Genomic DNA, 14944 nt, shown 5'->3' with positions numbered 1-14944 from the left:
TATCATAACTGAATTCATTCAGTTTGAATTTATCCTTCCTTTAGTAAATTATTAATTTCCAACAAAAAAACAGCGAGGTCAATCAACCTCACTGTTTTAATTCAACTTATGATTTTTACATCATGCCGCCCATTCCACCTGGCATTGGTGGCATTTCTGGCATTTCGCTAGGTTTATCAGCAACAACTGCTTCTGTTGTTAATAAAATAGCGGAAACACTCGCTGCATTTTGTAAAGCGGAACGTGTTACTTTAGTTGGATCGATAATTCCGGCTTCAACCATATCAACCCATGTATCATCAGCCGCATTATAACCAATTCCCGCATCTTTTTCTTTTAATTTTTCAACAATTACAGAGCCTTCACGACCTGCATTGATTGCAATTTGACGTACAGGTTCTTCTAATGCACGTTGAACAATTTTAACACCTGTTTGTACATCACCAGTTTCTTCAATAGCAGCAACTTTATCAATTACATCAACTAAAGCTGTCCCACCACCTGGTACAAAACCTTCTTCTACAGCTGCACGTGTAGCATTTAAGGCATCTTCAATCCGATATTTACGTTCTTTTAATTCTGTATCAGTTGCAGCACCAACTTTAATGACAGCCACGCCGCCTGATAACTTTGCTAAACGTTCTTGTAATTTTTCACGATCAAAGTCAGATGTTGTTTCAGCAACTTGTAATTTCAATTGATCAACACGTTCTGCGATGCGACGTTTATCCCCAGCACCTTCAACGATTACTGTGTTTTCTTTTGTAACAGTAACTTTACCAGCACTACCTAATTGACCTAGTGTTGTATTCTTCAATTGTAAACCTAAATCCTCTGTAATTACTGTAGCACCTGTTAAGATTGCAATATCTTGTAACATTGCTTTACGGCGATCACCAAAGCCTGGTGCCTTAACTGCAACTACATTGAATGTTCCGCGCATCTTGTTCAAGACTAATGTTGGTAAAGCTTCACCATCAACATCATCAGCAATAATTAATAATGAACGGCCTTGTTGCACAATTTCGTTTAACATTGGCATCATTTCTTGAATATTTGAAATCTTCTTATCTGTCACTAAAATATATGGTTTATCTAAGTTAGCTTCCATTTTTTCACTATCAGTTACCATATATTGTGATAAATAACCACGATCAAATTGCATACCTTCCACAACGTCTAATGTTGTATCAATACTTTTTGATTCTTCAATGGAAATAACACCATCATTACCTACTTTTTCCATAGCATCAGCGATTAATTCACCAACTTCTTTGCTAGCAGAAGAAATAGCAGCAACTTGGGCAATATCACTTTTTGATTCAACCATATGAGCCATTTCATGTAAGCCATCAACTGCTGTTTGTGTAGCAATTTCAATCCCACGACGAATCCCAACTGGATTTGCACCAGCTGTAACATTTTTCATACCTTCGTTCACGATTGCTTGTGTTAAAACAGTCGCTGTTGTTGTTCCGTCACCAGCTACATCATTTGTTGTAGCAGCAACTTCAGATACTAATTTAGCACCCATATTTTCAAAATGATCTTCTAATTCAATCGCTTTAGCAATTGTCACACCATCATTTGTACTTGTTGGTGAACCAAATGATTGTTCTAAAATAACATTGCGGCCTTTAGGTCCTAAAGTAGTTTTAACTGTATTTGCTAATTTATCAACACCGGCTAATAATTTTGCGCGAGCGTCTTCGGAAAATTTAATTTCTTTTGCCATTTATTTCACCTCATAAAATAATTAATTTTGTTTCGTTTTATTCGACAACTGCTAAGATGTCTTTTAATTGTAAGATTAAATAATCTTGACCTTGATATTGAACTGTTGAACCGGCAAATTTATCAAAAACAACGACATCGTTTTCTTTCAAGACATCGGCTTTGATATCAGCACTAATAGCTACAACTGTTCCTTTTGTAGGTTGTTCTTCAGTTGGTCCCGCTAATACGAGACTCCCTACTGTTTGTTCTTGTTCTTTTTTAACTTGGATAATAACACGTTCTCCTAATGGTCTTAACATTCTCGCTACCTCCATTTATACGATTTCTTCTTTTTAGCACTCGTCACAAACAAGTGCTAAAAGTTTACATACTTACTATAAACACTTTCACTTTCTTTTGCAAGTCTTTTATAGCTTGAGCAACGTTAATTTTCTCAGTGAAAAATATGGTATAATCGACTTGCTATGACCTGATTGCAAAGAAAAAAACTGGTATCTTACCAGTTTTATTGATAAAGGTCTAAAAAATAAATTAAAGTTTGTAATTCATGCGTTAAATTAACATTTTGCACACGCACTTTTTCTGGTGTGACAAGTGGCACTGGCGAAAAGTTCAAAATACCTTTAATCCCAGATGCTACTAACTGATCTGTTACAGCTTGGGCTTGATCACCAGGTACTGTTAAAATTGCAATTTCAATCTTCAAAAGTTCTAATTGTTGGACTAGTTTATCAATATGATAAACCGGTACGCCTGCTTGGATGGTATCCACAACCTCTTCTTTTACATCAAAGGCTACTGCAATCCTTGTATTATTACTTTTATGAAATTGATAATTCAATAAAGCATTTCCCAGATTCCCCAAGCCAATTAAAGCAACTTTTGTTAATTTATCCTGATTGAGTATTTTTGTTAAAAATGTCAGTAAACTTTGGACCTCGTAGCCGTAACCACGTTTACCAAGGGCCCCAAAATAAGAAAAATCGCGGCGAATGGTAGCTGAATCCACTTGGACTGCTTTGGCAATTTCTCCCGAAGAAACGCGAGTTAAGCCAGCCGCATCCAAGCTCATGAGATAACGATAATACGCAGGCAACCGATTAATAGTTGCTTGTGGTATATAAGATGTTTCCTTCACGATGATAGCTCCTTTGCGAATTTGATTTACTTATATTTTAACACAATACTCAACTATTCTTGAAAAACAACGAAAAACTAATCTTAATCTTAAAGTAGGTGAAATCATGATCTTAATGCAATTACAACAAGTCGCTCGTCATTTCGGTGCTGATGTTTTATTCGATAAAGTCAATCTCGATATTAAAGACGATTCCCGAATCGCCCTCGTTGGTCGCAACGGTGCTGGTAAATCAACCTTATTAAAAATGATTGTTGGTGAGTCTGAGCCGGATGAAGGCCAAATCATTCGCAAAAAAGGACTGACTATTGGTTATCTTTCCCAAGATACTAATCTCCAATCTGATAAAACTATTTACGCTGAAATGTTGAGTGTCTTTACGTATTTACAAGAGATGGAACAACAACTCCATCACTATGAACAACAAATCGCTGACCCTAATGCTGATCATACTTCGGCAGCGTACGAACAACTCTTGAAAAATTATGATCAACTACAACATGATTTCAAAGAAAAAAATGGCTATAGTTACGAAAATGAAATTCGTTCCGTCTTACATGGTTTTAATTTCTTTGAAGCTGATTTTGACACTGAAATTGCCAGTCTCTCCGGTGGCCAAAAAACCCGCTTAGCACTGGCAAAATTACTCTTAGAAAAACGTGATCTCTTAATCTTAGATGAACCAACTAACCACTTAGATATTGCAACTTTAGCTTGGTTAGAAAACTACATCCAAGGGTATCAAGGTGCTCTTTTAATTGTGTCACATGACCGTTATTTCTTAGATAAAATTGTCAAAGATGTTTATGAATTAGCACATCATACATCTCATCACTATCCTGGAAACTATTCCCAATTCATTAAAAATAAAGCTGCACGGCAACAACAAGCTTGGAAAGAATATGAAAAACAACAAGCCGAAATCAAAAAACTAGAAGAGTTCGTTGATAAAAATATCGTTCGTGCTTCTACTACAAAACGAGCTCAAAGCCGCCGTAAACAACTCGAAAAAATCGAACGAATTGAACGTCCGGAAAACGACAAACGCGGACCACGTTTTGAATTTACAGCTGCTAAACCAAGCGGAAATATTGTTTTAACAATCGATAATGCAGCCGTTGGTTACGAAGATACCATTCTCTCAGCACCAATCAATCTTGATTTACGCAAAAACAAAGTCGTGGCCATTGTTGGTCCTAATGGAATTGGTAAATCTACTTTACTCAAAAGTGTTTTAAACTTAATACCTTTCTTACAAGGTTCTGCGACTTTAGGAACAAATGTCACAGTTGGTTACTATGATCAAGAACAACAAGGTCTTCATCCTGAAAAAACAGTCTTAGCTGAAGTCTGGGATGAACACCCTCTCACCGCCGAAAAAGATATCCGCTCTATTTTAGGTAGTTTCTTATTCACAGGTGATGATGTTAATAAGTTAGTTCACGATTTATCTGGTGGCGAAAAAGCGCGTTTAACTTTAACAAAACTAGCTTTACAACACGATAATTTCTTAGTATTTGATGAACCTACTAACCACCTCGATATTGAAAGCAAAGAAGTCTTAGAACAAGCCATTGCGAACTTTGATGGCACTGTTTTATTCGTCTCACACGACCGTTATTTCATTAATAAAGTCGCTACAGAAGTTATGGACTTAACACCTGAAGGCAATGTTATTTATCTTGGTGATTATGATTATTATCTAGCTAAAAAAGCTGAACTTGCTGCTTTAGCAGAACAAGCCGCCAAAGAAAATGGCGCTATCCCTGAAACTGTGGATAATGTTTCTCAAGGTAAATTAAGTTATCAACAAAGTAAAGAACAACAAAAACAAGAACGTAAACTCCAACGCGAAGTAACTCGTTTAGAAGAACTTGTTATGGATTTAGATTCACAAAAAGAATCGATTGAACAACAAATGGCTCAACCTGAAGTTGCAACTAACTTAGGTAAGTTAAGCGAATTACAAAAAGAACTAGATCAAGTCAGTGAGAAACTCGCTGATGTGGAAGGTGAATGGACGTTAGCTAGTCTTGCGTTAGAAGAATTTTTAGATGCTTAAAACCAAAATAAGCTACAACGAATTAATCGTTGTAGCTTATTTTTTTAGAATTAGATTCTTCTTTGTTTAATTGTCACTAAACTAGCTAAACCAATCATACCTAAACCAACTAATCCAATTAAAGTTGGATGATTCTTTTCCCCAGTTGGTGGATATTCATCATTTGGTGGTTGGTAAGCATTCACAATCTTAAAGCCTTTTTTCATATCACCAGTAATCTTAACTTGGTAATTATCTTTACCAAGTTTAATTTTACCGTTTTGTGCACCGACTTCTTGAATTGTATAAACAATTTTTTGTCCCGCTTGATCTTTAACAAGTAAATCTTTAAATTCTGCTTTCCAATTATTAGCTGCATTTAAAGTTTTAATTTGATCAGTCTTGTGACCATTAGCTAATAAGACAACTTTCACAGCTTGTGCTTTTTTACCTTTCCATTCTTTTTGAACAGAAATAGCTGTTTTTTCGGCTAATTCATTTGTCACATCATAAGTTGCTTCCACAGTTGTTTGTAAAGAAACAATTTTCGGTTGTGCATAACTAACTTGGTAATCTTTATTATCTATTTCTTTTAAATAAATTAAATCCGTTAATTTTTCACCATGATAGATTCGTGGTAAATGTTTAATCGTAACTTGCCAATTATTATTTTTATTCAACTCAACCGTTTTAATTAACCAATCTTGTTGACCTAATTTAGCACGTACTTCTACTTTAACTGGTTTTTGATTCTTCAAAGGAACATTCTTCCATTTTTTAACTACTTTAACAGTTAACTCTTGATCTTTTTCACCGAAAACAACACTCCCGTTAGAACCAATTCCGCCACCTTTACTTGCGGAATTACCAGCAATTAATAAAGTCATTTCTGGTTTGATAAACGCTAATGCTTGTGCATTGACTGTAGCTTTCAAAGCTAAATCTTCTAAATTATCCCGAACTGCTGGTAGAGGAGCTGTTTTCCCGGCTACATAGCGTTGATTTTGTGCATCGTTATAGTAAGTGATCGGAGCACCATTTGGTAAATATTCTGGTAAAGTAATCGCATAATCTTTACTTGTTTCAGTTGGTGTCAGATGTAAGTTAACTAAGCGTTTTGTTGACCAAAAATCATCACCAGCACCTTTTGGTTCAGGAGCTTGATTGTCAACAATAACTGCACCCTTTTGTGAATAGAATTCTGCTTGCCCGGTTGGACAGAACCAGACCCCACCCCCAGAATGAGCGTTTAAAGTGACTGGTGCTTTTTGATTTTTATATATTCCAAGTGGCACATATGTGCTTAATGATCCATTCGCTTGATTTTTTGTAATCAAAGCATTCTTCACATTTAAACGATAAGGAACAGTTGTTACATAGACACCGCCACCTTGATCACGAGCGACATTATCAATAATTTTACCGCCTAATAAAACAACACCATTTGCAGAGACAGCAATCCCGCCACCACATTTATATACCCAATTACCTTTGATTGTTCCACCGGCCATTACCAATTTAGGACCATACCATTCATAATATTGCGCATAAGGCGCTTCACCAGCTGATTTAGCAGGCTGACCCATTTCGCCTGATTTCACATAACTATCTAAAACTAAAATACCACCACCATAAAAGCTGGCATTTTCACTAATTACTAGTTTGGAGGAAGCTGGAATTGAAACATCTGTTTTACCAAAGATTCCTAATCCACCACCAAAACAAGCATAATTATCGTGAATTTTCCCACCATTAAAAGTAGCCTTCACAACAGCTTGTTTCGGAGTTTGTGTTAAATCTTTTTTATGACGTTCAAAATCCCAAGGATCTCCATAGCCAATTGTAACATTCGCTAAAGTACCATCATTAATACTCTGACCATTTTTATTAATTAACCCACCATTCATCACGAACTCGGAGCCATCTGACACATAAATCGCATTCGCACTATAATTTGTATAGCGGTTATGATGAATATGTCCACCGTTTAAAATTAATTTACCACCATAAGCTGCTCGAATCGGCGCCCGATGTTGATAAATTCCACGGTTACTAAGCGGAATTTCATTATCATGTACATTAATATCATTGATTACTAATTCAGACTGTTTACCCGTTGTATAAATTACACTAGAATTAACAACATTCTTAAATTCAACACCATTAATTGTTAATTGACCTTCATTTTTAATACTATAATTATCCAAATAAAATGCAGCCTTATCAGCTACACTGCGTTTTTCACTATCAAATGAAAAATCTCCACTGTTATCTTTTTGTAAGATTACTTTCGCATTTGGTGCAATCTCAACCATTGTCTTCTTAAATGTTTTAGCACGCACAAATTTAACATTACCTTGATTTTTTAAGGTAACTGTTTGTGTAATATTTAAAGTTTCTCCCAGCTCATATGTACCCGCTTTTAAAATAACATCAGTATTTTTCGGATTTTTCAGAGCGTTTTGTAATTCAGTGGCATTAGAAACTGTTATTGAATCAGCTAATACTGATTTAACCCCGATTAACGTCCCAAGTGTTAAGAAAAACGTTGCTATCAACAACCAACCAGTAAACCGGTATTTATTTTTCATTTACATCTCCCCCCCTAAATTTTTTAAAATAAACCGCTTTCTCACCTTCATCTTAGCACCGGAATTTCTTTTTATGCAAACGTTTAGACTTGAAAAAGAGCATAAAAAATAACGTTAAAATTTTACTTTTAACGTTATAGTTTAATTATTATTCTATTATTTTTAACTTATATTCCCATCGTACCAAGGGAACTCTAAACTCGGTTCAGCATTCAAATCCCAACTAGCACGTTCACCGTTACGATACGCCACTTCACCAGCCGCACCGATCATAGCTGCGTTATCTCCACATAATTTTAATGGTACTGGAACTAGCTCAATTTCAGGGAATTCTTCTGCCATCATTGTTGTTAATGCCGCCCGTAATCCTTGATTAGCTGCCACTCCCCCCGCTAAAATCAATTGTTTAACTGGGAATTCATGTAAAGCTTTCTTAGTTTTAGTAACTAAGACTTCAACGACACTCGCTTGAAAACTAGCTGCTAAATCTTTTGAATCTAACGTTTCGCCAATTTGATTAGCGTTATGCACTTTATTAATAAAAGCACTCTTCAAGCCACTAAAACTAAAATCAAGATTATCTTCTTTGATCATTGCTCGTGGAAAATCATAAACATCTTGTCCTTGATGCGCTAATTCATCGATTTCTTTACCCGATGGATAGCTCAACCCCAACACACGACCAACTTTATCATAAGCTTCTCCCGCTGCATCATCGCGAGTTTCACCAATAATATAATATTCATTTTCACGTGGTAAATAGACTAACTCCGTATGACCACCTGATACTAATAATGCTAATGCTGGGAATTGCATATCTGTCACAAAACGAGCTGCATTAATATGTCCTGCCATATGGTTAACTGGCACTAATGGTAAATCATGTGCAAAAGCAATCATCTTAGCTGCCGCCACACCAACTAATAAGGATCCAACTAACCCTGGTCCATAAGTAACAGCAACTGCATTTAAATCGTCATAAGTCACTTGTGCTTCTTCTAAAGCTTCTTGCGTACAAATCGTAATTTGTTCAATATGATGCCGACTAGCTACTTCAGGTACAACGCCACCAAATCGTTTATGACTATTAATTTGTGTTGCAATAATATTAGATAAAATTTTATTTCCATCTTCAATTACAGCCACACTTGTTTCATCACAACTTGATTCAAAAGCTAGAATCAAATTCCGTTTCTTTCCATTTTTCATTTAAAAAATCCTTTATTTTACTTGGTTAATTTCATATTTGAGATAAGTATATTCTTCTTCATCATTGGGAATAATTTGAAATCCTAAATCTGTATAAATGGAGATAATTTGATCTTTATAAGCAGCAATCGTTGCTGTCACTTCAACCATTTTCAAACTACCTGCTTTTAACAAGACAATTTCAATTAATTTCCGCGCAATCCCATGTTTTTGGTAATCAGGAATAACTGCTAAATCCATAATGTGTGCTGTTTTTGCACATCGATCAAAAGCACAACTAATAAAACCGACTAATTGATCTTCATAGCGAATTACTAAATAAAGTTTATGTTCACGATTTTGGAAAGCTTCTTCAAATGCATCAGCTGTCCAAATTGTTTCCGAATTACATACAACACGTTTCAAAGCTAAAATATCAGGAATATCAGGCACAACTGCTCGTGTGACCAAATATTGGCTTTGAGAAACATTTAATTTCTGATTATCAAAATCAACTTCTTTGTTAGTTCGATTTTCATTTAAAATTTTTTCAATTTTTGCTTTAAACTTTTCTAACATAGTCTTCCTGTCCTTTATTTTCGGGATTTTTTTCTAACCATTGCGTTTCAGCTTGCGTTAAGCGTAAATATTTCGGTACAAAATTGTGGATATCTTCCGGTTGCTCTTGTAATCCTAACAAGCCTAAATTATAAGCTTGGGGATAATTCGCTAATCCGGTCGCGATTTCGGCTTTTAATCCACTTTCCGACATAATTTCTGTTAATAACTCGCTAAATTGTGTCATGGCTTCACCAACAAAAATAATTTCTTGGTTTAATTCACTTAATTGTGTACACAATTGTTGAAAACTCACATGTTGATCAGCAATGATATTCACAAGTTCGCCAGCTTGATATTGATATGCTCCAGCAAAAACATTTTGACGCCGCGCATCAAATACCGGTACAATCACAGCCTTAGTTTGTTCAGGAATATTCCGGGCTAACATTTTCAAACTCGAAATACCGACTAATTCTTTTGCTAAAGTGGCTGCCAACGTCTTAGCTGTTGTAACTCCGATTCTTAACCCGGTATATGAACCGGGTCCTTGTGCCACAACAACCCGATCAATTGTTTGCACTGGAACTTTTGCACGTTCTAAAAGTTCGACAATAATCGGCATCAAACTGATACTATGATTTTTTTGGACATTAGTTGTTAAGGTTGCTAATAATTTTTGATCTTCTAAAACCGCGACACTTAAGGCCTGGTTTGAAGTATCAATTGCAAGTACTTTCATTTCTCCCTACACTTTCTTTAATGACATTTTTCATCTTTTATAGTACCACATTTAAATTATTAAACTACCTTTTCCCTCTTTTTTTAGTGATTTTTTCAAATATTTAAAAAAGTCGCACTAGCTAAACTAGCGCGACTTTTTCTTTAATTTATTTTTCTTCTTGTCCACATTAAACCAAAACTACTCATAAGTAATACAATACCTAATATGACACTATGCATTTGATCTGTATCACCATTTTTTGGCAATTTAGGTTCTTTTGGTTTTGGTGTTTCTTTACTATTTAAAATCGTAAACAGAACCGTTGGAACTTTAGTGTTTTGCACGATTGTTTTTTGAATTTCAGGTTGTTTAAACCCTTTCAAAGTTGTAACTTCTCTTACTTTAATTTTATATTCATGTTTATTAACTGTGGCAGGCAAATCATTAATTTTCACTTGCCAATTATTTGCTTTATTTAAAGTTACCTTTTCAATTAACCATTCTTTTTGATTTAATTCACCAATAATATCCACAACGATTTCTTTTTGTTCTGCTGGAGTAACTTTAGCTCCCCATTTTTTGAGAACTTGAACATTACGTATATTTTCTTGATTACCAAAAACAACAGTCCCATTAGAACCAATCCCGCCACCACGACAAGATTTATTACCAGCAATAATCACAGTCGTTAATGTTTTCAAGATTTCTGTTGTACCGTCTTCCAAAATAATTTTAAATCCTAATTTATTAACAACATTGATGTTATCTGTTTTATCAGCATAAACTTTATCACCTGGTTTATAACGCTTACCAACATTATCCAAATAGTATTTAATTTTTTGTCCTAAAAGATTACGTTTTGGCAATGTGACTTCAACTTTATAATTTTTATAGTTTTCTTCTTTATAAAAATCATCTCCAGCCGTTTCAGCAGTATTATTAGCTAAAATTAAATTACCTGTTCCTTTAAAGGTTGCATCACCTGTTGGGCATAACCAAATCCCACCACCGACACCTTTAGTTAAGCTTGTTACTGTTTGACCATAAGTTGGGATAAAGAACATTTCATCATTTGATATATGTCTTGTAGTTGGTTGATTAACTGCTTGATTATCAAATACACTTGCATTAGCAATATGCAAAACATAAGGTACAGATGCTACATAAATAGCACCACCTTGATTAACAGAGAGATTATTTTTAAACTCACCTGCTTCAATGCGACATTCATTCGAAGCAACGTATAATCCCCCACCATAAACACCTTCGTTATTATTAATATGACCGCCATTCATAATAAAACGACCTGGGAATAATTTACTCCATTCAGCCATTGAAACTCGACCCATTGGTGGTTGATTATCTGTAACATATAAATCAGTTGCTAAAACCCCACCCGTAATACCTTTACTCTTATTATTTGTAATATATCCGTTATTCATAATAAATTGAGCATTAGCATATACGGAAACAGCACCGGCATAATAAAATCCTGTATTATTAGTTAAAGTTGCATTATTATCCATTGTAAAATATGCAATTGGATCATGTTTTAATTTATTCACATCTGTTACCTTATGTTGTTCAGAAACATGCCCGTGTGTAATTGGTCCTACATACACTGCTCCGGCTGCATTGGCGAAATTATCATGAATAGATCCACCAGTCATATTAAAATGACTTCCGGAATAAACAGCAACACCACCGGCACTATCATATGGACAACCAACATTATTATGATGGATTTCTCCACCACTCATATTAAGTGTAGCACCATGCATTAACATAATCCCACCAGCCATATATGCCGTACCTGACCAAGCTTTCACAATAAATTCATATTCACTGCCAGAAATACTACCAGATTTAAAATCAACAACTGCTTTTTCTCCGGTCGCATAAATTGGCGCTACTTCAAGTGTTCCTCTAGTAACAGCTCTTGAGTTTTTAAAATCAACACCTTCAACAACTACGTGCCCTTTATTATAAATAAAATCACCAGCTCGGGAAGTTGTAAAATCATGATGTTCACTATCAAACTCAAATTTGCCCTGAGCTGCTTTTAAAATTAATTCTTTTTCAACTTTAAAAAAACTATCATGAAATTTAGACCCACGTAATAAACGAACTGCACCTGTATTTTCTAAAGTAATATTTTGTGAAATGACTAAAGTCTCTGTAAAGCGATATTCACCTGCCGCCAACTTAATAGTTGTTGGCTTTGTTGCGTTTTGAATCGCTTGTTTTAATTCTGCAAAATTTTTAACCACATTTGTCGCCGCTAAGAGTTGAGGTGCTGGAGCTGGTTGTGGCTTAACATCCTTAGCTTGTGTTTGCTTTTCTGTTTTAGCAGAATTATCTGGTATAATTTTTTCGTTTTTATTTTTTTGTTTTTTTGAACTCTGCTCTTCTACTGGCTGAGTTTGCTTTTCTTTTTTAGTATGTTCTTCTTTTGAAGTAGGTTGTAAATTTTCTGGAACAAGCTCTGGTTGAGCCTGATCTTTTACAACATTCACTTGTGAAGTTTTTGACTGATTTGTTGCCACAGAAACCGCTTCAGTTGCTGAAACAACTGGCTGAAGGCCTAAAATAATCAACATGATTGAAACTATTATCTGAAAATAAGTTTTTTTATTTTTCATCCCTAACAAATCCTTTCATCCTATTATTAACCGTCAATCAAAAGTAAAACGATCCCCCTTCCGTTTATGTAAGCGCTTACTTAATTATACCATTTGATTTTTAATCAGTTAAATTGTTTATTTTACATAAAATTTTCGAACAACAGTACCTAGACCAATCTTATTTTTTCAAACAACGTCTCTTGTAGTATAATTATTAATACTAATATTTATAATGTAAGTTTCTTAACTCGAAAGGAGTTGAACTCACCTAAATAACTTATCACTAAGTAATTTGGGTTTATCCAATGAAAAAAATTTTAATTCTCCATACTGGTGGAACAATTGCCATGTCTGAAGACGAATCCGGTGCAGTGGCACCTGGCTCTGAAAATCCACTTAATAAATTCACTAATCCCTTTGCTGATAATTTAGAATTAATCACCGAAGATATTTTCAATGTTCCTTCACCACATATCGGTGCTAATGAAATGTTAATTTTGCAAAAACGAATTTTAGCAGCTGAAAAAGACGGCATCGATGGTGTAGTGATTACACACGGTACCGATACCCTAGAAGAAACAGCTTATTTTCTTGATTTAACAATTCCAAATTCTTTAGCAATTGTAATTACAGGTGCCATGCGCTCCGCTAACGAAATCGGTTCTGATGGTTTACACAATTTACAAACCGCTATCTTGACGGCAGCTAACGATCAGGCTAAAAATCAAGGTGTCTTAGTCGTTATGAATGATGAAATTCATACTGCTCGTTATGTTACAAAAACACATACAACTAATGTAGCTACTTTTAGAACACCAACCTTTGGACCAATTGGATTAATTTCCAAAGACCGGGCACATTTCTTTGAAACATTGCTCAATCACACAATCCAACCAATTACAGAAGTAGTTGATCATGTCTACTTATTAAAGGCTTATGCCGGTATGGACCCGGAACTCTTTTCTTATTTAGACAATCCAAATACAAACGGTGTTGTCATTGAAGCGTTAGGTGCCGGAAACTTACCACCACGCGTTTTACCACAATTACAAAAACTTTTAGACTTAAAAATTCCTGTAGTTTTAGTATCACGTTGTTTTAACGGTATTGCTCAAGACGTCTATGCTTATGAAGGCGGCGGTGTGCAATTAAGTGAAATGGGTGTTATTTTCTGTCATGGTTTAAACGGTCAAAAAGCTCGCATTAAACTGTTAGTTGGTTTAAGTGCTGGCTTAGATGAAGAAGAATTAGCTCATTTTATGAGTAATGCCATTTCTTAACAAACAAAAAAACCTTTGAGAAAAATTTTCTCAAAGGTTTTTTATTATGCAACTTTAGCATAACCTGTTTCATAATTAATAAGCACACCCGGTTGAACATTAGGTATAAAGACATTAAATTCTAAACTACCATCTAAAGACTTCGCCTGTAATTGCGCACCAGATGGAATAATATTGCGACCTTGATAAATATTTGTCACACGATAACGAACTGTTTTATGTCGATCTAAAGCTTTGCGAACTTTTGTTTCAAAATAATTTTGTCCCGTTGAGTTATGACTGCGCGCTTCATTAGCCCAGGCCGTTTGTGTAGCAATATTTTTTATATTTCGTTCCGATGCATCAAAGCCTCTCAAATTACCAACTAAAGAATATGCTAATAAATGTCCGCGATCATATAAGTGATTCCATTTACCATTCAGTTTCATCTGATGAAATCCTGCTGGTTTCCATTTAGAAGCACCGTTTCCAGTTTTGCGACGATTTTTATATTGTCTAGTTGCTTTCGTTAATAAAGAATCTACCATCACAGGTCGACCTAAATCATCGACTTGACATTGTGCATACGGACGATTACCACGAATGACTTTTAATTTATTATGATTGTTATTAATAATAAATGCCCCAGCACCATTCCACTTAATCAATGCTAATCCACCTAATTTTGTCACTACATCATTAGTTAAGACAGAACGGGATAGCTCTTCTGTTGGTGTATATTGTGAATTATAATGTGTTGTTTTTGTTTGTGGTTCTTTTTGTTTAGCTTGCGAAATCGCTTGTTTACTTTGTTGAACCACTTTGGTTTTCGGTGTTGTTGAACTAGATTCTTGCGCCGTTTGATTACTTTGACTACAACCAGTTAACAATAATGTCATTACAGAAACAATTGTGACCAGTAACTTAAATTTATTTTTTTGTTTAAACATCTGTTCTCCTCATTTTCAATCTTAATTACTAATTATTGTAGCATACTTTCTAGCGACTTCCTTTAAGTTATATTTAAAAATTTTTAAGCACTCTTTTAATGAATTCTCATGCAGAATTGACACACCGTCTTTTT

The 14944-nt window shown here is 34.9% G+C and carries 11 protein-coding genes; 2 read left to right on the top strand and 9 right to left on the bottom strand.

What is annotated here, in order from left to right; genetic code table 11:
* Positions 1-115: 115 nt before the first annotated feature.
* The 3 genes from groL to G540_RS0103135 form a co-directional block, all read right to left on the bottom strand.
* Entirely contained in the window at positions 116-1735 is a 1620-nt protein-coding gene (groL, locus tag G540_RS0103145) for a chaperonin GroEL (RefSeq protein WP_027106845.1), read from the bottom strand.
* Between the two features lie 37 nt (positions 1736-1772).
* Complete coding sequence (locus G540_RS0103140) at positions 1773-2036, bottom strand: co-chaperone GroES (RefSeq protein ID WP_027106844.1); 264 nt, start codon at positions 2034-2036, stop codon at positions 1773-1775.
* A gap of 206 nt (positions 2037-2242) precedes the next feature.
* Positions 2243-2875, bottom strand: coding sequence for a redox-sensing transcriptional repressor Rex (locus G540_RS0103135; protein WP_027106843.1), 633 nt, complete (start codon positions 2873-2875; stop codon positions 2243-2245).
* A 106-nt stretch (positions 2876-2981) separates the two neighbouring features.
* Between G540_RS0103135 and G540_RS0103130 the strand changes: the two genes are divergently transcribed.
* Positions 2982-4937, top strand: coding sequence for an ABC-F family ATP-binding cassette domain-containing protein (locus G540_RS0103130; RefSeq protein ID WP_027106842.1), 1956 nt, complete (start codon positions 2982-2984; stop codon positions 4935-4937).
* A gap of 50 nt (positions 4938-4987) precedes the next feature.
* Here the strand turns inward: G540_RS0103130 and G540_RS0103125 are convergent, their stop codons facing one another.
* The 5 genes from G540_RS0103125 to G540_RS0103105 form a co-directional block, all read right to left on the bottom strand.
* Positions 4988-7507, bottom strand: a complete 2520-nt coding sequence (locus G540_RS0103125) for a Cna B-type domain-containing protein (RefSeq protein WP_027106841.1) — start codon at positions 7505-7507, stop codon at positions 4988-4990.
* A 162-nt stretch (positions 7508-7669) separates the two neighbouring features.
* Positions 7670-8716, bottom strand: coding sequence for a tRNA (adenosine(37)-N6)-threonylcarbamoyltransferase complex transferase subunit TsaD (gene tsaD, locus G540_RS0103120; protein ID WP_027106840.1), 1047 nt, complete (start codon positions 8714-8716; stop codon positions 7670-7672).
* 12 nt (positions 8717-8728) lie between these two features.
* Positions 8729-9274, bottom strand: coding sequence for a GNAT family N-acetyltransferase (locus tag G540_RS0103115; protein ID WP_027106839.1), 546 nt, complete (start codon positions 9272-9274; stop codon positions 8729-8731).
* Positions 9258-9995, bottom strand: coding sequence for a tRNA (adenosine(37)-N6)-threonylcarbamoyltransferase complex dimerization subunit type 1 TsaB (gene tsaB, locus G540_RS0103110; RefSeq protein ID WP_027106838.1), 738 nt, complete (start codon positions 9993-9995; stop codon positions 9258-9260). The genes G540_RS0103115 and tsaB overlap by 17 nt, the downstream gene beginning before the upstream one ends.
* A 143-nt stretch (positions 9996-10138) precedes the next feature.
* Positions 10139-12619 carry an LPXTG cell wall anchor domain-containing protein gene (locus tag G540_RS0103105; RefSeq protein ID WP_152973844.1) on the bottom strand — a complete coding sequence of 827 codons (2481 nt, stop codon included), beginning with the start codon at positions 12617-12619 and terminating at the stop codon, positions 10139-10141.
* 287 nt (positions 12620-12906) lie between these two features.
* On the opposite strand from G540_RS0103105, the gene G540_RS0103100 reads away from it, so the two are divergent.
* Complete coding sequence (locus G540_RS0103100; RefSeq protein WP_027106836.1) at positions 12907-13881, top strand: asparaginase; 975 nt, start codon at positions 12907-12909, stop codon at positions 13879-13881.
* 44 nt (positions 13882-13925) lie between these two features.
* Here the strand turns inward: G540_RS0103100 and G540_RS0103095 are convergent, their stop codons facing one another.
* Positions 13926-14810: a DNA/RNA non-specific endonuclease gene (locus tag G540_RS0103095; RefSeq protein ID WP_027106835.1), complete on the bottom strand. Its 885-nt coding sequence runs from the start codon at positions 14808-14810 to the stop codon at positions 13926-13928.
* Between the last annotated feature and the right edge of the window lie 134 nt (positions 14811-14944).

Origin of the sequence: Ligilactobacillus ceti DSM 22408 (assembly GCF_000423245.1) — a bacterium.
In the GTDB taxonomy this organism is placed as follows: Bacteria; Bacillota; Bacilli; order Lactobacillales; family Lactobacillaceae; genus Ligilactobacillus; species Ligilactobacillus ceti.
The sequence above is the reverse complement of the archived record's forward strand: the minus strand, read 5'-3'. Positions and strand labels throughout refer to the sequence as shown.

Excerpts from the sequence above, each read along its gene's own strand:
- groL (WP_027106845.1), bottom strand. The coding sequence starts at position 1,735 with ATGGCAAAAGAAATTAAATTTTCCGAAGACGCTCGCGCAAAATTATTA.
- G540_RS0103140 (WP_027106844.1), bottom strand. The coding sequence starts at position 2,036 with ATGTTAAGACCATTAGGAGAACGTGTTATTATCCAAGTTAAAAAAGAA.
- G540_RS0103130 (WP_027106842.1), top strand. The coding sequence starts at position 2,982 with ATGATCTTAATGCAATTACAACAAGTCGCTCGTCATTTCGGTGCTGAT.
- G540_RS0103125 (WP_027106841.1), bottom strand. The coding sequence starts at position 7,507 with ATGAAAAATAAATACCGGTTTACTGGTTGGTTGTTGATAGCAACGTTT.
- tsaD (WP_027106840.1), bottom strand. The coding sequence starts at position 8,716 with ATGAAAAATGGAAAGAAACGGAATTTGATTCTAGCTTTTGAATCAAGT.
- G540_RS0103115 (WP_027106839.1), bottom strand. The coding sequence starts at position 9,274 with ATGTTAGAAAAGTTTAAAGCAAAAATTGAAAAAATTTTAAATGAAAAT.
- tsaB (WP_027106838.1), bottom strand. The coding sequence starts at position 9,995 with ATGAAAGTACTTGCAATTGATACTTCAAACCAGGCCTTAAGTGTCGCG.
- G540_RS0103105 (WP_152973844.1), bottom strand. The coding sequence starts at position 12,619 with ATGAAAAATAAAAAAACTTATTTTCAGATAATAGTTTCAATCATGTTG.
- G540_RS0103100 (WP_027106836.1), top strand. The coding sequence starts at position 12,907 with ATGAAAAAAATTTTAATTCTCCATACTGGTGGAACAATTGCCATGTCT.
- G540_RS0103095 (WP_027106835.1), bottom strand. The coding sequence starts at position 14,810 with ATGTTTAAACAAAAAAATAAATTTAAGTTACTGGTCACAATTGTTTCT.